The following is a 23789-nucleotide window of genomic DNA, read 5'->3' as shown; positions in this document are numbered from 1 at the left end:
TCAGCGCACGGCCTTGCGCCGCACGAACCCGATCACCCCGGTCGCGACGAACAGGATCGCGCCCACGATGATCAGCCAGAACAGGCCCTTGATGGCGATCCCGAGCACCACCAGCACGGCCCAGATGACCAGCAGGCCGACGATAAGTCCCATGACGCGTTCCTCTCGGTCGATGTGTCGCGTGGGTACCCCGCAGCCCGGCGATCCACTCGGCAGGAAGCATCACCGTCCGGTCGCGCCGGGGCGACGCGAGTCACCGGTGTGGGGGACGCTCGTGTGCGAGCCCGGCAGCCGGGGTAACCGGCCACCATGACGTCCATCGGCTACTTCCTGTCCTGCGAGCAGTACGGCCCTCGCGAGCTCGTCGCCCAGGCCCGGGCGGCCGAGCGCGCCGGCTTCGAACGGCTGTGGATCTCGGACCACTTCCACCCCTGGAACGACGCGCAGGGCCAGAGCCCGTTCGTCTGGTCGGTGATCGGTGCCCTGTCCGAGGCCGTCTCCCTGCCGATCACGACGGCGGTGACGTGCCCGACCGTCCGGCTGCACCCGGCCGTGATCGCGCAGGCCGCGGCGACCGCCGCCGTCCAGCTCGACGGCCGGTTCGTGCTCGGCGTCGGCTCAGGGGAGGCGCTCAACGAGCACATCCTCGGCGACCCCTGGCCCTCGGCCGGGCAGCGGCTGGCGATGCTGGAGGAGGCCGTCGAGGTCATCCGCCTGCTGCACGCGGCGGGCGCGCGCGGCGAGTCGATCAGCCACCACGGTGACCACTACGACGTGGTGGACGCCCGGATCTACACCGTCCCGGCCGAGCCGGTGCCGATCTACGTGTCCGGGTTCGGGCCGCAGGCCACCGAGCTGGCCGGGCGCATCGGCGACGGCTATTGCACGGTCGTGCCGGACGCCGGCCTCGTCCGCGCGTTCCGCGAGTCCGGTGGCGGCGGCAAGCCGGTGCAGGCCGGGATGAAGGTCTGCTGGGACGCCGACGCCGACGCGGCGCTCGACCAGGCGCACCGGCTGTGGCCCAACGACGTCCTGCCCGGTCAGCTCGCCCAGATCCTGCCGCGCCCCGAGGACTTCGAGGCCGCGACGTCGTTCGTCCCGCGCGCGGACGTCGGCGAGGCGATCGTGTGCGGCGACGACCCGAAGGCCCACGCCGAGCGGGTGCGCCAGTACGTCGACGCCGGGGTGGACGAGATCTACGTCCAGCAGGTCGGTGCCGACCACGACGGCTTCTTCCGCGGCTGGCAGGAGTACGTCCTGCCGGAGTTCCACTGAGGAATGAGCGCGTCTCTGGCAGGGTGACGTGATGGCCTGCCGTATCAGCGAAATCGTCATCGACGCCCGGGACCCGGAGACACTGGCGAAGTTCTGGGCCGCCGTGCTCGGCTACGTCGAGATCGGCCGGGAACCCGACGGCATCGAGATCGGCCCGCCCGGCACCGGCTTCGGCGGCCCGCAGCCGACGCTCGTGCTCGGCGTCGGCGGGTCGGGGAAGGCGGCGAAGCTGCCGCTGCACCTGGACGTCAGCCCCACCGACCGGGACCAGGACGCCGAGCTGCGCCGGCTGCTGGAGCTGGGCGCGAAGCCGGCCGACGTCGGGCAGACCGGCGAAGAGAGCTGGCACGTCCTGCAGGACCCGGAGGGCAACGAGTTCTGCCTGCTGCGGACCCGCGTCGACCCGGTGCCCTGAGCGGCCGTCCGAAGTGGACACCGCCGGATCCACCGGGTGGCCGGTCCCGCGCAGGGGGCCGGAACCCCGGTCAGGCCTGGACTTCTTCGGCGTGCTCCGGCCGTAGGCGGTCGAGGGCCGGGCGGCTCAGGCGGGGCCGCCCGCCCGCGTGCTCGGTCGTCGCCGCGGCCGCCGCGGCCGCCAGGCAGGCCGCCGTCTCCAGCGGGCGCCGGCGGGTCAGCGCCGCCGTGAGCGTCGCGACCAGCGCGTCCCCGGCTCCGGTGGTGTCGACGACGTCGGTCTCGACGTCCGGGACGAACCAGGTGCCGGCCGGGCCGGCGAACAGGTTGCCCTGTCCGGACACTTCGAGCACGACCAGCGACGGCCCCCGCCGCCGCAGTGCGGCCGCGGCGCGGACGGCCGTCTCGACGTCCGCCACCGGCTGCCCGGTGAGCGTCTCGGTCCCGTGGGCGTCGGCGCGCACGACGTCGGCCAGTGCGAGCAGCTCGTCGGTCAGGTCCGGGTCTTCCGGCGCGCCGTCCAGCACGACGCGGGTGCCCGCGGTGTGCGCCAGCCGCGCGGCCAGCACCGCGGCCGGCGCGGGCTGCTGCAGCTGGACGATCAGGGAGCAGGCGGCCGAGATCGGCGCGGCCGCGGCGTAGACGTCGTTCTCCGTCACCAGCGTGGCGGCCGGGATGTGCTCCAGGTAGCGGCGGCGGCCGTGCTCGTCGACGACGTCGACGATCAGCGCCGTCTCGGCGCCGCGCCGGCGGACCACGTGCGTGGTGCCGATGCGGTCGGCCCGCGCCCGCGCTCGCAGGGCGTCGCCGACGAGGTCCTCGCCGACGACGCCGACGAGCGACACCGACGTGCCCAGCTGGCTCAGGGCCACAGCCTGGTTGGCGCCTTTCCCGCCGAGCACCTCCTGCCGGTGCTGCACCTCGGCCGACGCCCCCGCGTCGGGTGCGTCCGGGACTTCGACCACCAGATCACGAGCGACCTGGCCGACGACCACGACTTCGCTGGGCATGTAGTGCCTCCTCGGCTCCGAAGATCGGCTACCCCGCGCCGCGGACGAGGCAAACCGCTCGTTCGGGTAGGTGAGCCGGCTCAAGCGGCCTCGAGGACCCGCGCCGCGGCGTCCCGCGCGTGGGCGTAGGGGTTCTCGAAACCGTGCATCCCGTCGGTGACGAGCGCCCCTTCGTGCAGCAACATGAGGGTCCGGGCGCTCGACGGCGGGTCGGCGGCGCCGGCCGCGGTGGCGATGGTCGTGAACAGCTCGAGCATCCACGCCTTCTGGTCGACGATCACCCGGTAGGCGGGGTGGGCCGGGTCGTTGATCTCGGCGTGGGCGTTGATCATGCTGCAGCCGTTGCCGCTGTACCGGGCGGCCCACCGGGCGGAGGCGTCGAACACGGCGCGGAGCCGGGAGGCGGGATCGTCGCCCGCCGCGTCCAGCAGCGGGGCGAGGAACGCGCGCCACCGGCCGTCCCGCTCGCGCAGGTACTCGACGACCAGCCGCTCCTTCGAGCCGAACCGGTCGTAGAGCGTCTTCTTCGTGACCCCGGCGCGCTCGGCGATCAGGTCGACGCCGACCGCGTGGATGCCGTGCGCGTAGAACAGCTCCTCCGCCGCCGCCAGCACCGCGCGGGCCTTGGGCGTCCACTCGATCACCTCGTCCATGCCCGGAGACTATACCGATCGGTGTAGTCTCGGACCAATGACTAAACAGATCGGTATACCCGGCTCGGTGATCGGGCTCGGCGCGCTGTTCGTCGCGTGCTGGTCGTCGGGCTTCATCGGCGCGAAGCTCGGGGCCGCGGACGCGCCGGTCGCGACGGTCCTGATGTGGCGGTTCGTGCCCCTGGCGCTGCTGCTCGCGCCGTGGCTGGTCCGCTCGGGCGCCGGCGGGAGAGCGGGGCTCGGGCGGCAGATCCTGGTCGGGGCGCTGTCGCAGTCGGGGTACCTGCTGACCGTCTACTGCGCCATCGGCCTGGGCGTCAACACCGGGACGACGGCGTTGATCGACGGCGTCCAGCCGCTCGTCGTCGCCGCCCTCGCCGGGCCGCTGCTGGGCGTCGCGGTGAGCGGACGGCAGTGGGCCGGCCTGGGTGTCGGCGCGGCCGGGGTCGCCCTGGTGACCTGGTCGGACGCGACGTCGGGGCACGGCACCCCGCTGTGGGCCTACCTGGTGCCGTTCGCCGGGATGTGCTGCCTGGTCGCGGCGACCTTCCTCGACCGGCGCACCCGCGACCGCCCGTCGCCGGTGCGTGCCGTGGCCATCCACTGCGCCACCTCGGCCGTCGTCTTCACGGCCCTGGCGGTGGCGACCGGCGCCGCGCTACCGCCGGCGTCGGCCCGGTTCTGGCTCGCGATGGCGTGGCTGATCGTCTTCGCCACGTTCGGCGGGTACGGGCTCTACTGGCTGCTGCTCGACCGCGTCGGCGTCACGGCCGTGAACACGCTGATGTTCCTGGTGCCGGCGGCCACCACGATCTGGGGCACGCTCATGTTCGGCGAGCCGTTCAGCGCGTGGACCGGGACCGGGCTCGCCCTGGCGCTGGCCGCCACCTGGCTGGTGTCCCGACGGCCTCAGGGGCGCGAGCGGGTGGTGTCGGCGACACGAGGAGTCCCGCTGTGCCACCGCACCGGCGTGGCCGGCGTCCGGCGCGGGCGCCGTTTCGACGGCGGTTCGGCGTAGCGGTCCAGCAGGACGCTGAGCCGGTCGCCGTCGCACTGGCGGCGGATGAGCCGCTCGCCGCGCGCGGCCAGGGCGTCGAGGGTGAAGTCGGCGACCGCCCGCGGGGCCGGCCGGACTTCGCCGGCGAAAGTGGCGACCACGTGCATCGAGCCGGATCTGCCCTCGGCCGCCGTCAGCTGCCAGCCGTGGCGGCGGTCCCAGGTCAGGAGTTCGGGTTTCGCGGGGCCGTCGGCCGGGCGGCCGGCGAAGCGGATCTGGCCGTACAACGGCTCGGCGGGTTCGACCGTGGCGTCCTCGATCAGCAATCCGAGTTCGGTGGCGACGGCGCGCAAATAGGGGACTAGTGCGGTTTCGTCCGAGAAGTCGGTGTTCATGGTTCACCTGCCTTGTCTTCGACGATGCCTGTCTACTACCCGTTTCTCCGGCGGATACGCACGAAACCGGCGAACGATATTCCTGAGCTGACGCGTCCATTCGTGCGACGTTGGTGCGGCCGCGTGTGAGAGGCGTCAGGCTGGGGAATCAGAGCGTGTTCCGATCACTGCGGGGGAGCTGAGAACGTGATGCGTGAGAGCTTCGACTTCGATGTGAATCCGAGAGAAATCCGGCTCGTGCGATCGTGGGCGCGCGAGCGGCTGGTGGCGGCGGGCGATCTCCCGGACGAAACGATCACCGACATCGTGCTGATCATGAACGAACTGGCCACGAACGCCGTCCGGCACGCCGCCGGGCCGGCGCGGGTCCGGCTGCTGCGGTCCGACTCCGCGGTCTGGATCGGTGTCGAGGACGCGGGCGGCGCCGCCTGGTTCGACCCGGCCGTGCCGCTGCCCACCCCGATCGGCACCGGACTGACCCTGGTCGCCGCGTGCTCCCGCCGTCGCGGCCACTTCCACCGCGGCGACGGCGGCCGGACGGTGTGGGCCGAAATCCCCGTCGCGTCCTGACGTCGACCGCTCGGCGGTCCACCCAAAGGTAGGAACTCTGCGCTGTCAAGAGTGGCAGTGCATCTTGTCCTGCCTTGTCTCATCGACGGCACTTTTTGCCGTGTGTGGCCGGTTCACGTGCGCGAACCGGTCGCTTCGAGGTATCCCTCGAAGCGTACAGTCCGGCTATATTCATCAGATGTCTGTCCTCTGACCTAGCCGGAGAACCCCGATGCGAATCGCCACCGTCGTCGCGCACCTGGTCACCGCCGCAGCCGTTGTCGCGGCGGTCGGCGCCACTCCCGGAAGACCCCCGGACGTCCTCTACGCCGCGCCCTCCGGGCACGGCTCCGCGTGCAGCTCCGCCGCCCCGTGCGCCCTCCCCGCCGCTCGTGACCGGGTCCGCGGCCTCGTCCAGCACGCCCGCGGGGACGTCGTGGTCGAGCTGCGCGGCGGCACCTACTCCCTGACCACGCCGTTGCGGCTCGGCGTGCAGGACTCCGGCACGCCGGGCCACCGCGTCGTCTACCGCGCGGCCCCTGGGCAGAATCCGGTCTTCAGCGGCGCGCTGAAGGTCGGAGGTTTCCGGAAAACGGACGCCGCCAAGAACATCTACCGCGCCCCGGTGCCGAAGGGGACCGCGAGCCGCGAGCTGTTCGTGAACGGCGTCCGCGCGCAGCGGGCCCGCACGGCCCAGGACCCGGGCGGGTTCTCCGCGTCCGCCACGGGTTTCACCACCGCCGACGCGACCTACACGTCCTGGACGAACGCGCCCGGCGTCGAGGTCGTCGCCAACAACGGCTGGAAGCAGCTGCGCTGCCCGCTCGCCTCGATCACGCCCGGCGCCGCGGGCGGGTCGGCGTTGACCGTCGACCCCGGGTGCTGGAACAACAACCACAACTCCGTGCCCAACCCGAGCTTCCCCTTCAACGGCGCGGGCCTGCCGAGCCTCGACCGCGTGACCTGGCTCGAAAACGCCTACCAGCTGCTCGGCACGCCCGGCCAGTTCTACCTCGACGGCGACGCCGGCTACCTCTACTACGTGCCCCGGCCCGGTGAGGACCTCGCCAAGGCCGACGTCGAACTGCCCGTCGCGCCGGAGCTGCTCGACCTCGCCGGCACCCCCGGGCACCTCGCGCCGTTGAACGACACCGACTGGCGCGCGACCTACACCGGCGCCTGGAGCTACTCCAGCGGCCGGCACCTGGGCGACCTCGGCGCCGACGTCCACTACACCCGGAACGACGGCGACGCGTTCAGCTACACCTTCACCGGCACCGGACTCCAGGTCCTGACCGAGACGAACACGGACGAAGGCGACATCGACGTCTACGTCGACGGCGTCAAGAACCAGACGGTGTCGGCCAAGAGCCCCGAACGGCTCGCGCAGCAGGCCGTCGTCTCGGTCACCGGGCTGGCCAAGGGGAAGCACACGGTCCGCGTGGTCAAGGCCGGCGGCGACTACCTGCTGATCGACGGCTTCACCGTCATCCCCGACGTCGTCGCGCCGGTGCACGACATCGCCTTCGCAGGGATCACGTTCGCCTACGCGACCTGGACCGCCCCGAGCACCGCGGGCTACATCGACAACCAGGCCGGCATCCTCTGGGACCCGGCGACCCGCACCCCGACGCGGATCCCCGCCGCTGTGCAGGTGCACCGCGGCGCGCGGATCGGGTTCACCGGCGTGACCGTGCAGCACACCGGGACCAGCGGCATCGACCTCGCCGACCAGACCCAGGACTCGACGGTGTCGGGCAGCTCGATCACCGACATCGGCGGCAGCGGGGTCGCGGTGGGCGAGGTCGACGACTACTACCAGACCCAGTCCGCGCTGATGACCAGCGGAAACAGCGTCTCCGGCAACACCGTGCAGCGGCCGGGCCAGGAGTACCAGGACGCGGTCGGCGTCTGGGTCGGCCACAGCCGCGGGACCACGTTGTCCCACAACGACATCGGCTACACGCCGTATTCGGGCGTGTCGATCGGCTGGGGCTGGGGCTGGGCGTCGAGCTGCGCGCTGCAGGCCAAGCAGGGCCTGGCCGACCCGTGCCTGCACGGCACGACCTACACCGGTGACAACTACGTGGTCGGCAACCACGTGCACAGCGTGATGGGCGTGCTGTTCGACGGCGGCCCGATCTACACACTCGGCGGACAGGCCTCGCCGTCGGAGTTCGTCGGGAACGTGCTCGGCGAGTGCATCAACGGCTGCAACATGATCTACCACGACGAGGGCAGCTCGCTGTGGAACACCCACGACAACGTGGTGGAGTTCAGCAACGGCTCGCTGTGGCTGAACCTGTGGACGCCGACCATCCACGACGACTCGATCCACGGCAACTTCACCGACACCGACCGCTACAACGACAACGGCACCGCGATCGACCTCACGCCCGCCACGGTGGTCACCGACGGCCGCTGGCCACCCGCCGCGCAGGCGATCATCGACGCGGCCGGGCCGGGCACCCCGCCCGGCAAGGTGCTCGATGACGACGACCTGCGGATCTCCTACACCGGGAGCTGGTCCTCGAGCGGCTCGCGCACTTACGGCGACCTCGAGAACGGGGTGCACTACACCCAGCAGGACAGTGCTTCCGCGTCGCTCACCTTCACCGGGACCGGGATCAGTCTCCTCACCGAGACCAATTCCGACGAAGGGGATATCGGCGTCACGCTCGACGGCGTCGACAAAGGAACCGTCAGCGCGAACACCGCCCAGCGGCAAACCCAGTTCCCCGTTTATTCGGTGACCGGGCTCGCCGCCGGGCGGCACACGCTGACCGTTTCCCAGAAGAGCGCAACCTATTTCCTGGTGGACGGCTTCCGCGTCCAGTAGCCGTTCAGCGGTTCAGCGGTTCAGCAGCCGCAGGTCGACCGCGTCGGCCATGGCCTGCATGCCGGCTTCGTTCGGGTGGATGTGATCACCCGAGTCGAAGCCGGCCCGCAGTGCTCCGGGATCGGGGGGGTCTTGCGTCGCCTGGTCGAAGTCGACGACGCCGTCGAACTGCCCGCCGGTGCGGATCCAGGCGTTCGCCGCCTGGCGGATCGACTCGCCGTGCTCGCTGTAGCCGCCGGATCCCTTGTCCGACAGCATGGTCGCACCGATGATCCGCACGCCGGCCGCGTGCGCCTGGCGGATCAGCTCGCGGTAGCCGTCGATCAGGTGCTGCGCGGTCAGCGGGACGCCGCCGGGGCCGGCGTTGTTGCCGATGTCGTTGATGCCCTCCAGGAGGATCACCGTCCGGACACCGGGTTGCGCCAGCGCGTCGTGGGCGAACCGCTTGAGGGCGCTGACCCCCTGCCAGATGTTCGGCACGTCGGTCAGCACCCGGTTGCCGCCGATCCCGGCGTCGACCACGGCACTCGGGTGCGGCCCGGCCAGCCGGCGGGCGAGGTCGTCCGGCCAGCGGCGGTACGCGCTCGCCGGGGTGTTGTAGCCGTCGGTGATGGAGTCGCCGAAGGCCACCACGGTGCCGCGCGCGGCGGCGGAGACGACGTCCAGACCGGACAGGTAGTACCAGGAAGTCGTTGCGGCGACGTAGTTCCCGTCCTCGGTGTCGGCGGCGAAGTCGCCCGGCTTGGAGAGGTAGGAGACGTCGAACGCGTCGGAGTGCCAGGTCGCCGAGCTGGTCGCCTGGGGCAGGTACAGGCTCACGAGCAGGTTCTGCTCCGCGCGCACCGGCAGCGGCACCGGATCGCTGACGACCTCCTGGCCCGCCGGGATCGTGAGCGTTTTCGCGTGCGAGAACGTCACTGCGCGCCCGGAGCCCGCGACGGCGGTCGCTTTGTCGGCCTGCAGTGCGAGGTTCACCGCGCCGACGGCGAGGGGAGTGGTGCCGCGCAGGTTGGACAGGTGCACGCGTAGAGCGGCACCGCCGACGCTGGGGTGCACGACCATCCGCAGCGTCCGGTCGGTGAAGTCCGGGCCGCCGATCGTCATGCTCGGCGACCAGGCCGAAACCCGTTGAACGGTGGCGGAATCGGTTTCGGCATCGGCGGTGTTCGTGCTGCCCGAAATCAGCGAAACTATTGCCGCCGTGGCCAGCATGACTTTTTTGGTCATCACGGGAAATCACCTTCTTCGGTGGGGAGGCAACAGTTTTACCGCGCGTTTCCGGAAATGGCCAGCGGCGGTTTGTGCGGGACCGGTTCGTGCCCGGCCCGGCCGGGCCGTAGAGTTCGGGGGGACGGCCGGCGACCGGCCCGGGTGCACCGTGAGGGAGGGGCGTACGTGGCCGGTTCCGACGACGTGTTCTTCGCCGACGGCGACGTCGGCCGCGACCTGGCCGCGGTCGACTGGGCGGCGACCCCGCTCGGCCCGCCGTCCGGCTGGCCGCAGAGCCTCCGGACCGCGGTGGACATCCTCGTGTCGTCCCGGTTCTCGATGTGGATGGCCTGGGGCCCGGACCTGACGTTCTTCTGCAACGCCGCCTACCGGCGTGACACGCTGGGCCGCAAGTACCCGTGGGCCTTCGGGCGGCCGGCGAGCGAGGTGTGGGCCGAGATCTGGGACGACATCGGTCCGCGGATCGCCACCGTGCTCGCCACCGCGCAGGCGACCTGGGACGAGGCCCTGCTGCTCTACCTGGAGCGGTCCGGTTATCCGGAGGAGTCCTACCACACGTTCTCCTACAGCCCGCTGCGCGACGACGACGGCGTCGTGGTCGGCATGCTGTGCGTGGTCCGCGAGGACACCGACCGCGTCATCGCCGACCGGCGGCTCTCGACGCTGCGCGACCTGGGCTCGGACCCGGCCGTCGTGCGCACCGAGCAGCAGATGCTGGCCTTCGCCGGCCGGCAGCTCGACCGCAACCGGCGCGACCTCCCCTTCACGCTGACCTACCTCTTCGGCGACGACGGCGTCGTCCGGCGCGCGGCCGCCACCGGCATCGCCGCGGACCACCCGGCGGCCCCCGCCACGCTCGCCGCCGACGACCCCGCCGCGGTGTGGCCGGCCCCGCCCGGCGGCGAATCCGTGCTCGTCGACCTGGCGGCCTTCGCCGAGCTGCCCGCGGGGGACTGGCCGGAGCCGCCCACCCAGGCGCTGCTGGTCCCGCTGGCGGGGCAGGGCGGCACGCCGTACGGCTTCCTGGTGGCCGGGCTGAACCGCTACCGCGCGCTGGACGAGAGCTACCGCGGGTTCGTCGAACTGGTCGCCGGGCACCTCGCGGCCGGCATCGGCGGCGCCCGCAGCTTCCACGCCCAGCAACGGCGGGCCGAGGAGCTGGCCGAGCTCGACCGGGCCAAGACGGCGTTCTTCTCCAACATCAGCCACGAGTTCCGCACCCCGCTCACCCTGATCATGGGCCCGCTGGAGGAGCTCCGGGCCCGCGTCGGCAGCACCGACGAGCGCACCGGCCGGGAGCTGGACGTCATCCACCGCAACGGGGTGCGGCTGGGCAAGCTCGTCAACACCCTGCTGGACGTCTCCCGGCTCGAGGCCGGTCGCATGCAGGCCCGGTTCGAACCGGTGGACCTGGCCGAGGTCACCGCCGAGCTCGCCGGGGTGTTCCGCTCCGCCATCGACAAGGCCGGGCTGCGCCTGGACGTCGACGGCCCGCCGCTGGGCGAACCCGTGTACCTCGACCGCGGCCTATGGGAGAAGGTGATCTTCAATCTGCTGTCCAACGCGCTGAAGTTCACCTTCGACGGCGCCATCACCGTCACGATGCGAGCGGACGGAGACCAGGCTGTCGTCACGGTCGCGGACACCGGGATCGGCGTCCCCGAAGGCGAGCTGCCCCGGTTGTTCCAGCGGTTCCACCGCATCGAGAACGCCCGCGCCCGCTCCACCGAAGGCAGCGGCATCGGGCTGGCGCTGGCCCAGGAGATCGTCGACCTGCACGGCGGCACGATCACCGCGAGCAGCGTCGAGGGCGCGGGCACCACCTTCACCATCCGGCTGCCGTTCGGCTCCGCGCACCTGCCCGCGGAGGCGCTGGTCCCGGCGGGTGGCCGCACCGAGACCCCGGACGCCGCCGCCTATGTCCACGAAGCCCTGCGCTGGCTGCCGAGCACGCCCGACGCCGACCGCGAGTCACCCGGCGAGCCGCGGCCCCTCGCGGCCCCCGCGTCGGCGACGCGGGTGCTCGTCGCCGACGACAACGCCGACATGCGCGAGTACCTCACGCGGCTGCTGAGCGACGCCGGCTACCAGGTCGACGCGGTCACCGACGGCCAGGAGGCGCTGGAAGCGGCCCGGGCGACGGCGTTCGACCTCGTGGTCAGTGACGTCATGATGCCCCGGCTCGGCGGCCTCGAGCTGGTTGCGGCGCTGCGCGACGACCCGCGCACCGCGTCGATGCCCGCGCTGCTGCTGTCCGCCCGCGCCGGGCAGGAGGCCTCGATCGAAGGCCTGCGCGCCGGCGCGGACGACTACCTGATCAAGCCGTTCGCGGCGGCCGAGCTCCTCGCCCGGGTGCGGGCCAACGTCGAGCTCGCGCGGCTGCGCACGCACCAGGCCCGCTGGCGCACCGCGCTGGTCGATTCGCTGCAGGAGGCCTTCTTCGTCTGCGACGCCGACGGCGCGGTGATCGAGATCAACGCCGCCTTCACCGACATCCTCGGCTACAGCACCGAAGGGCTGCCCTACCACCCGGTGCACCCGTGGTGGCCGAGCGCCGAGACCGATCCCGAAGGCCATCGAGCGGTCAACGAGGCGTTCGCGACGCTGCTCGGCAAGACCCACGGCACCTACACGATCCCCGTCACCCACCGGGACGGCCATCGCCTGTGGGCGCGCGCCGCGTTCGCCCAGGCCCAGGACCCGGACACCGGGCGGGCCGTCATCGTCGGCACCTTCCGCGACGTCACCGCCGAGCACTACGCGATCCAGCGCGACAGCGCCCTGGCGTCGATGAGCACCCGGCTGGCCGAGGCGACGACGTTGACGGACGCGATGACCAGCGCGCTGAGCGAGCTGAAGGACCTCTGGCGCGCCGAAGCCGTCGTCGCCTCGGTGTTCGGCGCCGGTGACGAACCCACGCGGACCTACGCCGACCCGCCCGCCACCTGGGAAAACCTGCCTGACGATCAGCGTCGCGCGCTCGGCGAGCTGCGGCAAGGAGCGCTGCTGGCCCCGGTCTCCGGCCACACGTGGTCCGGGACCGTGCTCGAACACCCCCACGGCCGGCTGGCGCTGCTGATCGACCTGGGCGACCGCCGTCCGTTCACCGACGAGGACCGGCTGCTGCTGTCGCTGCTGGCCGGCCACATCGGGCCGAGCCTGGGCCGCGCGCACCAGATCGACCAGCAGCGCGAGACCGCCGTCGCCCTGCAGCGGGCCATCCTCGGCCCCGCCGACCTGCCCACCGGGTTCGCCGTCCGCTACGAACCCGCGACGCGGCCGCTGGAGGTCGGCGGCGACTGGTACGACACGGTCACGCTGTCCGACGGGCGCATCGGGATCGTCGTCGGCGACTGCGTCGGCCGCGGGCTGCACGCGGCCGCCGTGATGGGGCAGCTGCGCAGCGCGTGCCGCGCGCTGCTGCTGCAGGACCCGCGGCCGGCGCACACGCTGATGGCCCTGGACCAGTTCGCGGCCAAGCTCGACGGCGCGCTGTGCACCACCGTCTTCTGCGGCGTGCTCGACCCCGGGACCGGGCAGCTGACCTACAGCACGGCCGGGCACCCGCCGGGAATCCTCGCGCTGTCCGACGGCGAAACGCTCCTGCTCGAAGGCGGCCGGTCCGTGCCCCTCGGCGTCCGCCCCGGCCGTACGCGCCCCGAAGCCGTCCACACGATCCCGGCCCGCGCGACCCTGCTGCTCTACACCGACGGTCTCGTCGAACGGCGAAAACGGTCGCTTGACGAAGGCATCGAACGGGCCGGGCAGGTCCTGCACGACGGCCGGGTGAACGCGGTCGAGGACCTGGCCGGCGACCTCATGCGGCGCCTGGCCCCCACCTCGGGCTACGACGACGACGTCGCCTTGCTGCTCTACCGCCACCCTGGGCCGCTGGAGGTGAGCTTCCCGGCCGAGGCGGGCGAGCTCGGCCGCGTCCGCAAGACGTTGCGCACCTGGCTCGGCCAGTGCCAGCTCGACGCCCAGCAGGCGCAGAACGTCCTGGTCGCGGCGGGTGAAGCCTGCGCCAACGCGATCGAGCACGGCCACCGCGACACCCCGGGCGACACCGTCCTGCTCCGCGCCGAAGCCTTCGCCCACAGCCTGCACCTCACGGTCACGGACACCGGCCGGTGGAAGGCCGCGGACGCGGCCCCCGGTTCCTCCCGCGGCCACGGCATCACGTTCATGCGCGCGCTGATGCAGGAGGTCACCATCAACACCACCGCCACCGGCACCACCGTCGACATGCTGACCAGGATCGTGTGATGACCACTCCGCTTTCACTTGTCCCGCAACGACGTCCCGACGGCACCACCGTCCTGGCCGCCGGCGGTGAGATCGACATGAGCAACGCCCCGGTGCTCGCCGCGGCGCTCGAGAAGACCACGGAACTGCTCGTCCTCGACCTGACGGACGTCGAGTACCTGGACAGCGCGGGCATCGCGGTGTTGTTCGACCACGCCGATCACCTGGAACTCGTGGCTTCCCCGTTGCTGTCCCCGGTTCTGACGGTTTCCGGGCTGAGCGAGGTCGTGAAGGTCCACCAGCCTCGTCAGTGACCCGGCGTCAGGGCCCGGAGATCGGCGAAGGCCTGGTCGAGGTGGGCGTCCAGGTTCTGTGAAGGGTCGTCGATCCAGGCCTGGGCCGCGTGGTGGAAGGTGGCCCAGCCGGTCTGCGCGGCCAGGCCGGCCAGCCGGTCGGGGACGCCTCGGCGGTTCAGGGCCCCGGCGAGGGCGTCGCTCAGCGACGCGGCCTTGGCCAGATCGCGTTCGCGCAGGGCCGGCGTCACGGCGATGATCGCCAGCCGCGGCTCGGAAAACGGCCGGTTCTCTTCGAGGATCCGCGCGGCCTTGCGGAAGGCGCGCAGCAGCACGTCGAGCGGCGGCAGGTCGTCGGGCGCCTCGGCCACGGCCGCCGTCATCGTGTCGCGCAACGCGGCTTCGCCGTCGAAGAGCACTTCGCGCTTGTCCGGGAAGTGCCGGAAGAACGTGCGCTCGTTGACGCCGGCCCGCGCGGCGATCTCCGCGGTGGTCGTCTGGTCGAACCCGCGTTCCCGGTACAGCTCCAGGGCCGCCTGCTGAAGGCGCCGGCGCGCTTCTGCTCCGCTTCGTGGCACTTCGTGAGCCTACCGCGTTGCGCCAGTGACTGACACCACATTGCGCCAGTGACTGGCGTAACGCGTAGAGTCAGCGACTGGCGCTACGTAGTGCCAGTCACTGGCGTTAAGGAGTTGTTCCATGCACGTCTTCGTCACCGGCGGTTCCGGTCTGACCGGGCCCGCCGTCGTCACCGAGCTGGTCGCCGCCGGTCACACCGTCACCGGCCTGGCGCGTTCGGACACCGCCGCCGCCCGGCTGGCGTCGCTGGGCGCGACGCCACTCCGCGGCTCCCTGGACGACCTCGAGAGCCTGCGCCGCGGCGCCGAAGCCGCCGACGGCGTCCTGCACATGGCCTTCGGCGGCGACTTCGCCGATCCCGACGACATGATGCGGCGCGACCGGGCCGCGATCGAGGCGCTCGGCGAGGCGTTGGCCCACACGGGAAAGCCGTTCGTCAGCACGTCCGGCACGCTGGTCATGCCGATCGGCCGGGAGACCACCGAGCAGGACGAGCCCGACGCGGCCGGGATCGCCGGATTCCGGATCCCGGGCGAGCGGGCGTGCCTGGCATCGCGGGGAGTGCGGGCGAGCGTGGTCCGCCTCGCGCCGACGGTCCACGGCCCGGGGGACTACGGCTTCATCGGCATGCTCGTGGACACGGCGCGAAAGACGGGTGTCTCGGCTTACGTCGCCGACGGCGCCAACCGGTGGCCCGCGGTGCATCGCCTCGACGCGGCGGTGCTGTTCCGCTTGGCGTTGGAGAAGGCGCCGGCGGGCAGTGTGCTGCACGGGGTCGCCGAGAGCGGCGTCCCGTTCCGGGCCATCGCGGAGACGATCGCCCGGGGCCTCGGCCTGCCGGCGGTCTCGGTGACGCCGGAGGAAGCCGCCGGGCATTTCGCGAGCCCGTTCATGGCCGTGGTCTACGGCATCGACGCGCCGGTCTCCGGTTCGGGCACCCGGGAACTGCTCGGCTGGGTGCCGGCCCGGCCGTCGTTGCTGGACGACCTGACCCACGGCGACTACCTCGCCGCGCCTCGGTAGCCCGGGAGCGTCCCGGGCTACCGGGGTGGGTCAGCCGACCTTCTGGATCTTCGCGTTGCGGATGAGCTGCTTACCGGGTTCGTGGATCTGGTTGAACGCCGAGTCGTTCAGGAGCGCGCAGCTGCCGGAGGTCGAGGTGACCGGGACCGTGATGGCCTTGCCGTTGTCCAGGTTGGTGACCTTCAGCATGGTGCCGGCGGCGAACTGGTTGCTGGCCGCCGCGGGCGAGCCCGCCGCACCGGAGAGGGTGACGGTCGAGCCGGCGCAGACGGTCTCCACGCTACCGGCGGCCTGGGTCTCGGTCGCTGGCGTGCCGGTGGCCTGCGTGCCGTCGGCTTGCGCACCTCCGGCCGCGGCCTGGGCAACACAGTCGGCGGCGACGGCGGCCGCCTGCTCGACGGCCTGCTGATCGGTGGCGTCCTTGGCGTTCGCCTTGTTCTTGGCGTTGCCCTTCCGGTCGGCGGCCATCCCGTTCTGGTCGGCCTGGGACTGGTCCGCCATGCCTTGCTGATCGGCCATCCCGTTCTGGCCGGCCGCACCGTTCTGCTGGGCCATGCCGTTTTCGTCGGCCGCCCCGGTCTGGCCGGTGGCCATGCCGTTCTGATCGGCCGCCGCGCCGGGATCGGCCTGGGCCACGCAGCTCAGGACGGCCGCGCAATTCTGGAGGGCGGCCGCGTTCTGGGCTGCCGCGTCCTGCTGGTCGGCTGCCTGGGTCTGGTCGGCTGCGCTGTTCTGGTCCGCCATGCCCTGCTGAGCGGCCATGCCGTTCTGATCGGCAGTGCCGTTCTGCATGTCGTTCTGCATGTCGTTCTGGTTGCCCATGGTGTTCTGGTCTGCCGCGCCGGTTCGGCCGGTGGTCGCGTTCTGCTGGACCATGCCGTTGGTGTCCGCTGTCGCGGCTTCCTGGGTCAGGCATTGCTGCACGACCGCGCACGCCTGGTCGGCCGCCGCGGCTTGGTCCGCTGCCGCGACCTGGTCGGCTGCTTCGGGCTGGTCTGCCGCGCCGTCCTGGTCGGCCATCCCGTTCTGCGCCGCGCTGTTCTTGCCGGTCGCATCCTTCTGAGCTGCACCGTGCTCGCCCGCCGCGCCACTCTTGCCCATGGCGCCGTTCTTGCCCGCTGCACCGTTCTTGCCGGCCGCGCCGTTCTTGCTCGCCGCGCCGTTCTTGCTCGCCATGCCGTTCTGCTCGGCGCCGTCGGCCTGGCCGGCCATGCCCTTCTGATCAGCCACGGCGTCACCATCTGCGGCTCCGGCCACTGCCGCGCAGTTGACCGCCGCCTGCGTTGCCGCTACTGCTCCCTGGCAGCCCGCGTCCTGCCTGCGCTGCTCGATCTGGGCCACCACCGCTTCACGGTTGGCGATGCGCGCCGCGGACTGGGCGTCCGGCGTCATCTGCTGGCTCGCGATGAAACCCAGGTTGTTCTGCAGTGCCGTGTCGAGCCCCGTGCAGTTCTCCGTCGCCGCGTTGCTCGCCGGGCTGCTCAGGGCGATCGCCGTCGCGGTCGCCCCCGCCACTCCCAGCAGGGCGACGAGTCCGATCGTCGCCGGTTTGCGGTGTCGTCCGGACGTGCGCAAGTGGGGCATCAGCCCCTCCTTTCGGGTCGCCACCTCACCACTGCACACGGCGGGAAACCCCGGACGGTTCAGCCGGATTTGCCCCACTTCTGTCCACTGTGGACCATGTCAAACGGGCGTGATGAAAACCGGGTCTCAGCGCGAGTGCGCGGCGAAGAACCGCCACATGAGCGTGTTCGCGTCGATCTCGTGGGTGGTGTTCCCGTTCTCCGGCTTGGGCTGCGGGGAACCGGGCCAGGTGTGGCCGCCGTCGGCGACGGTGTCGAGCTGCACGTCGCAGTACGTCGTCAGCGTGACGTGCGTGCTCACCTGGGTGGTCACCGGGCCGGTGCCGCAGCCGTCGATGGACGCCCAGCGTTGCTGCGCCACCGAAACCGAGTACTGCCAGAGGTCGGTGCCGCCGCCGTCGTAGGGGTTGGTGGCGTCCTGCTTGCCGTGGAACGCGATCACCGGGACCGGCACGCCCGGCCGGCAGGACGCCGGATCCGGGACCGACGTGTTCCCGGGCGTCGGCCGGCCCGCGCGCAGCCCGGCCACCGGGGCGATCGCGGCGATCCGGTCCGGCCGCGCGCACGCGAACGCCGACGTCATCCGGCCGCCGCCGGAGTAGCCGGTGAGGTAGGTCCGGTGGGGGTCGGCGCAGAGGGCGCCGGTGAGCGTGGTGATGACCTGGTCGAGGAAGCCGACATCGTCGCGCGCCCCGGCCGGTGGGGTGCCGACGCCGGGGACGTTCCACGAAAGGCCGCCCTGGTAGGAGATCGCCCCTTCGGGGAACGCCGCGATGTACCCGTCGGCGGCCGCCGACGCCATGTTCGAGTAGCTGAGCTGACCGGCGCCGCTGCTGCCGCTGCCGTGCAGGTTGAGCACGAGCGGCGCGGTCTCCGGGGCGTTCGCGGGGACGTAGACCGTGACGGGGTAACGCTTTCCGGCGTAGTCGACCGGGACGACGGACTGTCCGGGGGTGCGCGGCAGGCCGGTGGCGGCCCGCCGGGGAGCGTCCACCGCTGGTTGGTCTGGTTGTTGCACGCCCACAGCTGCAACGGCGTGCCGTCGGTGCTCGACTGCCCGGTGACGTCGAGGCACCCGGCTGTCGCCGGGTTGACGAGCCGGCCGGAAGTGCTGTCGTAGCTCCACTTCTGGTGCGTGTTGCCCAGGCAGCTCCACAGCTGGATCGGGGTGCCGTTCGCGGCCGAGCCGCCCTGGACGTCGAGGCACTTCCCGGGCGCGCGGATCGTGCCGTCGTCCTGGACGGTCCAGCTCTGCGCGGCGGAACCCGTGCACGTGCGGAGCTGGATCCGGGTGCCGTCGGCGGTCGCGCCGCCGGTGACCGTCGCGCACTTGCCGGCCAGGCCGGTGAGCGGGCCGGGGCCCGTCGCCGCGTGCGCCGCGGGTGCGGCGCAGAGTGCGGCGGCCGCGATCGCGAGGACGAGGATGGGTTTGAGGGACAACGCGAACTCCGTTCCCGAAATCAACCGCTTAAGCACCGGTCTTGCCAGTAGAACAGCGGTGTTATCGCCGGTCAATGATTGTCAATGAGCAGGACAAGCCTCGGTGGATTGTCACGGGATGTCTTGACAGAGGATGCGCCGGAGCTGTCATCCTTAAGCGCTTAATACGTCCTCACCGCAGAGGAGTCAGCCTGTGTCCCCACGCTTGCGCAAGACTCGCACCATCCTCGCCGCGGCCGCGCTCGTCGCCACGGCCCTGGCCACGCCCGGCGCCGCCGTCGCCGGTCCCCGGGCCGGCGGCACCCTCAACTACCTCAAGCAGATCTCCGGCCAGTACACGATCGCCGGGCAGCACAACAAGGAACCCGCGAACCAGCCGTCGCTCTACACCGGCAAGGTCCACGACATCACCGGCCAGTACCCGGGTCTGTGGGGTGGTGACTTCTTCTTCGGCGGCTCGGACGTCGCCAACCGGCAGGCGGTGATCGACCAGGCCAAGCTCGAATGGAGCCACGGCGCGGTCGTGACCATGACCTGGCACATGTGCCCGCCCACCCAGGGCAGCTCGTGCGACTGGTCGTCCGGGGTGATGAGCAAGCTCAGCGACGCCCAGTGGAGCGAGCTGATGACGAATGGCTCCAACCTCAACAACCGGTACAAGGCAAGGCTCGACGAGATCGTGCCCTACCTGCAGCAGCTGCAGAACGCGGGTGTGCAGCTGCTGTTCCGGCCGCTGCACGAGCTCAACGACAGCTGGGCGTGGTGGGGCGGGCGCCCGGGCCTGGGCGGCAGCGCCGGCCTCTACCGGATCACCCACGACTACCTGGTGGGCAAGGGGCTCACGAGCATCGTGTGGGACTGGGCGGTCAAGGACGTCAACATGGGTTCGATCGCCGGCTACTACCCGGGTGACGGCTACGTCGACGTCGCGGCCCTCGACGTCTGGATGAAGGCGAACTCGTCCTCTTCGGACTACCAGGCGATGCTGAACGTCTCGCACGGCAAGCCGATCGCGCTGGGGGAGACCGGGACGATCCCGTCGCCGGAGCTGCTTTCCTCGCAGCCGAAGTGGACGTACTTCATGGAGTGGTCGGAGTACTTGCAGGGCAGCAACTCCAACGCGGCCATCCAGCGCACGTACTTCGACGGGCGCGTGCTGGTGCTCGGCGAGATGCAGCGCGGCTGACGTCCCGGGTGCCGGGAGGCGCTCCCGGCACCCGGTTCACCGCAGCAACCGCGGGATGACGTCGGCCATCGCGCCGGCGAGGAGGTTTTCGCCGGTGACGTTGGGGTGCTGGTGGTCGCCGGCGTCGTACTCGGCCGCCATGCGCGAGGGGTCCGCCGCGGCGCGGAGCACCGCGTCGAAGTCGGCGTATTCGTGGCCCGACGCCCGGATCCAGTCGTTCACCGCACGGCGGATCCGCTCCCGGTCGTCGCCCAGCCCGGGCGCCATGGGCGTGATCGTGGCGAGCGCGACGCCGAGCCCGGCCGCGGTCGCCCGATCGACGAGCTGCCGGTAGGCGTCGATCTGCTGCGCGGCCGTGGGCAGCTCGCCGAGCGGCGCGTGCTCCCCCGGGAGGCCGATGTCGTTGCCCGCGTGGGCGAGCACCACGTGGGTGACGCCGGCGGTGCCGAGGACGTCGTCGTCGAACCGGGACAGCCCGGACCGGCCCCAGGACGGGTGCCCGGACGGGGCGTCGTGCCGGAGCCGGTTGCCCGGGATCCCGCGGTTCAGGACGGCGATCCGTGCGTCGGCGGGAAGCCGCGCGGCGGTGAGCTGCGGCCAGCCCATGGTGGTGATGGACGCACCCAGGCACACGATCACCACGGCGGCCTCCGTCCCGGCGACCTCGACGGCGCGCAGGAACGGCCCGCCGGACGGCAGGGACCACCCGGTTCCCTCGGACGCGAGCCCGGTCTCGGCCGCCGGGAACCGCCGCGACCCCACGACGTCTCCCGGCGTCGTCGAGCGCTGGAACCGGAACCCGTTCGCGGTCGCGTAAGGCGTCGGCTCGGGCAGGTAGAGGTCGACTTCGACGTGGTCACCGTGGCCGACGACCAGCTCGACCGGGTCGGTCCACCGTGACTCGCCGGCCGGGATCTTCGTGGTGCGCTGCCCGTCGAAGGTGACGTCGAGCCAGTGGTCGCCGACGCCGATCGCACCTCGGCCGATCAGGACGGGCTCGTCCCCGAAGCGGTTGCTCAGCTCGGCCCGGACGTGGCGGCCGCCGATGCTCGCGGGCACCGTCATGCGGACGGTGACGTCGGCGAAGGGCGGCTCCTCGTCCTCGCCGCGGAAGTCCGTCATCGCCTGGGTCCACGTCGGCTGCCATCGCATGCCGCCAGTCTGGAACGGCGTTCCATAACTGTCAAGATCGCGCGGTGCGCTACGACCATCGCACTATCGGATGTCAGTCTTCGGTGCGATGCCGGGCCCGGCCGCCGGCTCTACCGTCGGGGCATGGACATCAGGGGAGTGGCCGGGACGGTGGTTCTCTGCGGCGCGCTGGTCGGCGTCGCCGGGTGCTCCAACCCGACCGGCAAGTCGTGGGCCATCACCTACGAGGTGACCGGGCAGGACAACGGGACGCTGGCGAAGGTCGGCTACGCGAACTCGCCCGACCGCTACAAGGACGAGGTCGCGCAGCAGAGCGTCCAGGGGCCGGTCGGCGTGCCGTGGAAGCAGGACGTGGTGGTGACCGCCGGTCAGAAGGCGGAGATCACCGCCACGCCGACCGGCGGCCTCACGCTCACCTGCCGCATCCTGCTGGACGCCCAGCGGGAGCTGGCCCGGGCCACCGCGCCGGGGCCCGGCCAGCCGGTGACGTGCGCGAAGACCACCGACTCCTGACCTTCAGTCGTTGACGCACCGCAGCACCGGGCGGGCGGTCAGCCGGGCCGGATCGAGCTGGTAGCGCGTCGACACCCGGATCGTCGCGTGGTCCCCGGGCAGCAGCGTGAGCAGGCACTGGTCGGCTTCGGCGTCGGGGGCCAGCCGGTCGGCGAACACCGCCAGCTCGTGGACCAGGGACCGCGCGGTGACGGTGACGTCGTAGCCCGTCGCGGTCCGGGTGACGGCGGTGTCGAACCGGGGCTCGGGGTAGGCGATGTCGAGGTCGTCGGCCAGGAACCGGATCGCGCGCTCGGCGCCCGTGTCGGCGGCCAGCAGCTCCCGTGCCGGGTCCCCGGCGAGGCCGACGTCGCCGAACGGCAGCGTCACGGTGTCGCGCGGGGGCACCCGGACCGTCGTGCCCGTCTTGGCGAGGATCTCGCCGTCCACGGTGAGCCGGCGCAGTTCGAGGGGGGCCTCCCATGCGGACGCGGAGTCGTTGACCAGGATCGCGACGCGGGAGCCGTCCCGCTCCTGGATGGTGATCAGGCGGTCGGCGTAGGCCTCGCGCAACGCGTACCAGAGCGGCTTGCGCCGCTCGGCGCCGTCGATCGCGCTCCACGACGTCACCGGCCAGCAGTCGTTCAGCTGCCAGACGATCGTGCCCATGCAGCGCGGCCGGTGGCCACGGAAGTGCTCGATGCCGGTCCGGATGGCGCGGGCCTGGGTCACCTGCGTGAGGTAGTGCCAGTCCTCTGTGGACGCCGGTGCGGCGAAGTGGTGCGCGAGCCCGCGGGCGAGCTTTCCGTTGCCGTCCTTGGCCTTCTGGTGGTGCAGGAGGCCCGGCGACTCCGGTGTCAGCGGGTCGTCGTGGACGGCCGCGGTGAGCGTGGCCCAGGCGGGCGGGGCCTGCCAGCCGAACTCCGAGACGAACCGCGGGACGCGCTCGAGGTAACCGCTGAAGTCGCGCTCGTTCCAGACGTCCCAGATGTGCACGCAGCCGTGGCCGTCGTCCTGGGTGTCGCGGGCCGGGTCGCCGGACCACGGACTGCCGGGGATGTACGGCCGGGTCGGGTCCAGTTCGGCGACGACGCCGGGCAGCAGGTGCTCGTAGTAGCCGGCGCCCCAGTCCCGGTCGGCCAGCTCGGTCTGCCAGCCCCAGTGGAACCAGCCCATGTAGTTCTCGTTGTTGCCGCACCACAAGGCGAGCGACGGGTGCGGCGCGAGCCGGACGACGGCCTCGCGGGCTTCGGCCTCGACCTCGCCGCGCAACGGCTCGTCCTCGGAGTAGCCGGCGCAGGCGAACAGGAAGTCCTGCCACACCAGCACTCCCCGCCGGTCGCAGGCCGCATAGAAGTCGTCGCTTTCGTAGATCCCGCCGCCCCACACGCGCAGCAGGTCGATGCGGGCCTCGGTCGCCTGCTGGACGCGGCGGTCATAACGGGCCGCGTCGATCCGGTGCGGGAAGCAGTCGTCGGGGATCCAGTTGGCGCCGCGGACGAACAGCGGGACGCCGTTGACGCGGAAGGTGAACGCGCCACCCCGCTCGTCGAGGTCGATCGTGCGGAAGCCGATCTCCCGCGACCACGTGTCCACAATGGACCCGTCGGACGTTTCGAGGGTGACGGTGAGCGGGTGCAGTGGCTGCTCGCCCATGCTGTGCGGCCACCACAACCGCGGCTGCTCGACGGTCACGGACAGCGGTTCCGCCGCCGGGCCGGCCACTTCGGTCCCGGACACGCGGGCCCGCAGCACGAGGCCGTCCGAGCCGTCGACGTCGGCGTGGATCTCGACCACGCCGTCGCCCGAGGGGGTGACCGACACCAGCGGCCGGACCTGACGCAGCCGGCCGACGTCCCAGACGTCGATGGCCGCGGTCTTCCACAGGCCCGCGGTGACGAGCTTCGGACCCCAGTCCCAGCCGAAGTTGCAGGCCATCTTGCGGATGAAGTTCGACGGCTCGTCGTTGCCCAGGTTGGGCAGGTCCCCGAGGCGACGGCGTTCCGCGCGGGCGTACCGGACCGCGGAGCTGAACGTGACGGCGAGGGTGTTGCCGTCGGCCAGCAGGCCGGTCACCGGGACGCGGTAGGAGCGGTGCATGTTGACGGTGGTGGCGATGACGTGGTGGTTCAGCTCGACCTCGGCGACGGTGTCCAGGCCGTCGAAGACCAGCTCGACGACGCCGGGCGCGGCCGGGCGGTCGAACGTCGTCTCGTAGCGCCAGCCGGTGAGGCCGATCCACTGCAGCTCGTTCTCGTTGCGGTCGAGGTAGGGATCCGGGATGAGCCCGGCGGCGAGCAGGTCGGTGTGCACCGTGCCCGGCACGGCCGCCGGGATGCCCTCGGCGAGCCGGCGGGCCAGCTCGATCGGGACGTGGGTCAGAGGTCCGCAGGCGCGCAGCGTCCAGTCGCGGGCGCCGAGGTCGATCCGCACG

20 protein-coding genes and 1 pseudogene are annotated in these 23789 nt (G+C 71.8%); 10 read left to right on the top strand and 11 right to left on the bottom strand.

What is annotated here, in order from left to right; all coding sequences use genetic code 11:
* Positions 1 to 153: a hypothetical protein gene (locus ACLJQZ_RS45650; RefSeq protein WP_410627692.1), complete on the bottom strand. Its 153-nt coding sequence runs from the start codon at positions 151 to 153 to the stop codon at positions 1 to 3.
* A 156-nt stretch (positions 154 to 309) separates the two neighbouring features.
* On the opposite strand from ACLJQZ_RS45650, the gene ACLJQZ_RS45645 reads away from it, so the two are divergent.
* Complete coding sequence (locus tag ACLJQZ_RS45645) at positions 310 to 1275, top strand: TIGR03557 family F420-dependent LLM class oxidoreductase (RefSeq protein WP_410627691.1); 966 nt, start codon at positions 310 to 312, stop codon at positions 1273 to 1275.
* A 31-nt stretch (positions 1276 to 1306) separates the two neighbouring features.
* Positions 1307 to 1690, top strand: coding sequence for a VOC family protein (locus ACLJQZ_RS45640; RefSeq protein ID WP_410627689.1), 384 nt, complete (start codon positions 1307 to 1309; stop codon positions 1688 to 1690).
* 70 nt (positions 1691 to 1760) lie between these two features.
* On the opposite strand, the gene ACLJQZ_RS45635 is transcribed toward ACLJQZ_RS45640, so the two are convergent.
* Together ACLJQZ_RS45635 and ACLJQZ_RS45630 are read right to left on the bottom strand one after the other, a co-directional pair.
* Positions 1761 to 2699 carry a PfkB family carbohydrate kinase gene (locus ACLJQZ_RS45635; protein ID WP_410627687.1) on the bottom strand — a complete coding sequence of 313 codons (939 nt, stop codon included), beginning with the start codon at positions 2697 to 2699 and terminating at the stop codon, positions 1761 to 1763.
* Between the two features lie 80 nt (positions 2700 to 2779).
* Entirely contained in the window at positions 2780 to 3352 is a 573-nt protein-coding gene (locus tag ACLJQZ_RS45630; protein ID WP_410627685.1) for a TetR/AcrR family transcriptional regulator, read from the bottom strand.
* 37 nt (positions 3353 to 3389) lie between these two features.
* Between ACLJQZ_RS45630 and ACLJQZ_RS45625 the strand changes: the two genes are divergently transcribed.
* Positions 3390 to 4370 carry a DMT family transporter gene (locus tag ACLJQZ_RS45625; protein WP_410627684.1) on the top strand — a complete coding sequence of 327 codons (981 nt, stop codon included), beginning with the start codon at positions 3390 to 3392 and terminating at the stop codon, positions 4368 to 4370.
* Here ACLJQZ_RS45625 and ACLJQZ_RS45620 read toward each other — a convergent pair.
* The gene (locus ACLJQZ_RS45620; RefSeq protein WP_410627682.1) at positions 4262 to 4744 is read right to left on the bottom strand and encodes a DUF6292 family protein; all 483 of its coding nucleotides are present in this window, start codon (positions 4742 to 4744) and stop codon (positions 4262 to 4264) included. The two genes, ACLJQZ_RS45625 and ACLJQZ_RS45620, sit on opposite strands and share 109 nt — an antisense overlap.
* A 189-nt stretch (positions 4745 to 4933) precedes the next feature.
* Between ACLJQZ_RS45620 and ACLJQZ_RS45615 the strand changes: the two genes are divergently transcribed.
* The gene (locus tag ACLJQZ_RS45615; protein ID WP_410627680.1) at positions 4934 to 5314 is read left to right on the top strand and encodes an ATP-binding protein; all 381 of its coding nucleotides are present in this window, start codon (positions 4934 to 4936) and stop codon (positions 5312 to 5314) included.
* A gap of 211 nt (positions 5315 to 5525) precedes the next feature.
* Complete coding sequence (locus ACLJQZ_RS45610) at positions 5526 to 8132, top strand: hypothetical protein (RefSeq protein WP_410627678.1); 2607 nt, start codon at positions 5526 to 5528, stop codon at positions 8130 to 8132.
* Between the two features lie 12 nt (positions 8133 to 8144).
* Here ACLJQZ_RS45610 and ACLJQZ_RS45605 read toward each other — a convergent pair whose 3' ends face one another.
* Positions 8145 to 9359, bottom strand: coding sequence for an SGNH/GDSL hydrolase family protein (locus ACLJQZ_RS45605; RefSeq protein ID WP_410627677.1), 1215 nt, complete (start codon positions 9357 to 9359; stop codon positions 8145 to 8147).
* A gap of 168 nt (positions 9360 to 9527) precedes the next feature.
* Here ACLJQZ_RS45605 and ACLJQZ_RS45600 point away from each other — a divergent pair, with 168 nt between their 5' ends.
* Both ACLJQZ_RS45600 and ACLJQZ_RS45595 read left to right on the top strand, forming a co-directional pair.
* A complete protein-coding gene (locus ACLJQZ_RS45600) occupies positions 9528 to 13628 on the top strand; it encodes a SpoIIE family protein phosphatase (RefSeq protein ID WP_410627676.1) in 4101 nt (1366 codons plus the stop codon).
* The gene (locus ACLJQZ_RS45595; protein WP_410627674.1) at positions 13628 to 13921 is read left to right on the top strand and encodes an STAS domain-containing protein; all 294 of its coding nucleotides are present in this window, start codon (positions 13628 to 13630) and stop codon (positions 13919 to 13921) included. Before ACLJQZ_RS45600 ends, ACLJQZ_RS45595 begins: the two co-directional genes overlap by 1 nt.
* On the opposite strand, the gene ACLJQZ_RS45590 is transcribed toward ACLJQZ_RS45595, so the two are convergent.
* Positions 13915 to 14478 carry a TetR family transcriptional regulator gene (locus ACLJQZ_RS45590; RefSeq protein WP_410627673.1) on the bottom strand — a complete coding sequence of 188 codons (564 nt, stop codon included), beginning with the start codon at positions 14476 to 14478 and terminating at the stop codon, positions 13915 to 13917. The two genes, ACLJQZ_RS45595 and ACLJQZ_RS45590, sit on opposite strands and share 7 nt — an antisense overlap.
* Positions 14479 to 14599: 121 nt before the next feature.
* Here ACLJQZ_RS45590 and ACLJQZ_RS45585 point away from each other — a divergent pair, with 121 nt between their 5' ends.
* Positions 14600 to 15502: an SDR family oxidoreductase gene (locus tag ACLJQZ_RS45585; RefSeq protein WP_410627671.1), complete on the top strand. Its 903-nt coding sequence runs from the start codon at positions 14600 to 14602 to the stop codon at positions 15500 to 15502.
* A gap of 30 nt (positions 15503 to 15532) precedes the next feature.
* Here the strand turns inward: ACLJQZ_RS45585 and ACLJQZ_RS45580 are convergent, their stop codons facing one another.
* From ACLJQZ_RS45580 to ACLJQZ_RS45570, 3 genes and pseudogenes are all read right to left on the bottom strand, one after another.
* Positions 15533 to 17086 (bottom strand): hypothetical protein, encoded by a 1554-nt coding sequence (locus ACLJQZ_RS45580; protein ID WP_410627670.1) that lies wholly within the window; start codon positions 17084 to 17086, stop codon positions 15533 to 15535.
* 126 nt (positions 17087 to 17212) lie between these two features.
* The gene (locus ACLJQZ_RS45575; protein ID WP_410627714.1) at positions 17213 to 18079 is read right to left on the bottom strand and encodes an alpha/beta hydrolase family esterase; all 867 of its coding nucleotides are present in this window, start codon (positions 18077 to 18079) and stop codon (positions 17213 to 17215) included.
* 38 nt (positions 18080 to 18117) lie between these two features.
* Positions 18118 to 18561 (bottom strand): annotated as a pseudogene (locus tag ACLJQZ_RS45570) (ricin-type beta-trefoil lectin domain protein); the annotation flags it as partial.
* Positions 18562 to 18718: 157 nt separating this feature from the next.
* Between ACLJQZ_RS45570 and ACLJQZ_RS45565 the strand changes: the two are divergent.
* Positions 18719 to 19711 (top strand): glycoside hydrolase family 26 protein, encoded by a 993-nt coding sequence (locus ACLJQZ_RS45565; RefSeq protein WP_410627668.1) that lies wholly within the window; start codon positions 18719 to 18721, stop codon positions 19709 to 19711.
* Between the two features lie 36 nt (positions 19712 to 19747).
* On the opposite strand, the gene ACLJQZ_RS45560 is transcribed toward ACLJQZ_RS45565, so the two are convergent.
* A complete protein-coding gene (locus ACLJQZ_RS45560; RefSeq protein WP_410627666.1) occupies positions 19748 to 20863 on the bottom strand; it encodes a GDSL-type esterase/lipase family protein in 1116 nt (371 codons plus the stop codon).
* 123 nt (positions 20864 to 20986) lie between these two features.
* On the opposite strand from ACLJQZ_RS45560, the gene ACLJQZ_RS45555 reads away from it, so the two are divergent.
* Positions 20987 to 21376 (top strand): hypothetical protein, encoded by a 390-nt coding sequence (locus tag ACLJQZ_RS45555; RefSeq protein WP_410627665.1) that lies wholly within the window; start codon positions 20987 to 20989, stop codon positions 21374 to 21376.
* Positions 21377 to 21379: 3 nt separating this feature from the next.
* Here the strand turns inward: ACLJQZ_RS45555 and ACLJQZ_RS45550 are convergent, their stop codons facing one another.
* On the bottom strand, positions 21380 to 23788 hold the full coding sequence (locus ACLJQZ_RS45550; protein WP_410627663.1) for a glycoside hydrolase family 2 protein: 2409 nt from the start codon (positions 23786 to 23788) through the stop codon (positions 21380 to 21382).
* Position 23789: the final 1 nt, after the last annotated feature.

Source organism: Amycolatopsis sp. cmx-8-4 (assembly GCF_046548675.1).
GTDB lineage: Bacteria > Actinomycetota > Actinomycetes > Mycobacteriales > Pseudonocardiaceae > Amycolatopsis.
The sequence above is the reverse complement of the archived record's forward strand: the minus strand, read 5'-3'. Positions and strand labels throughout refer to the sequence as shown.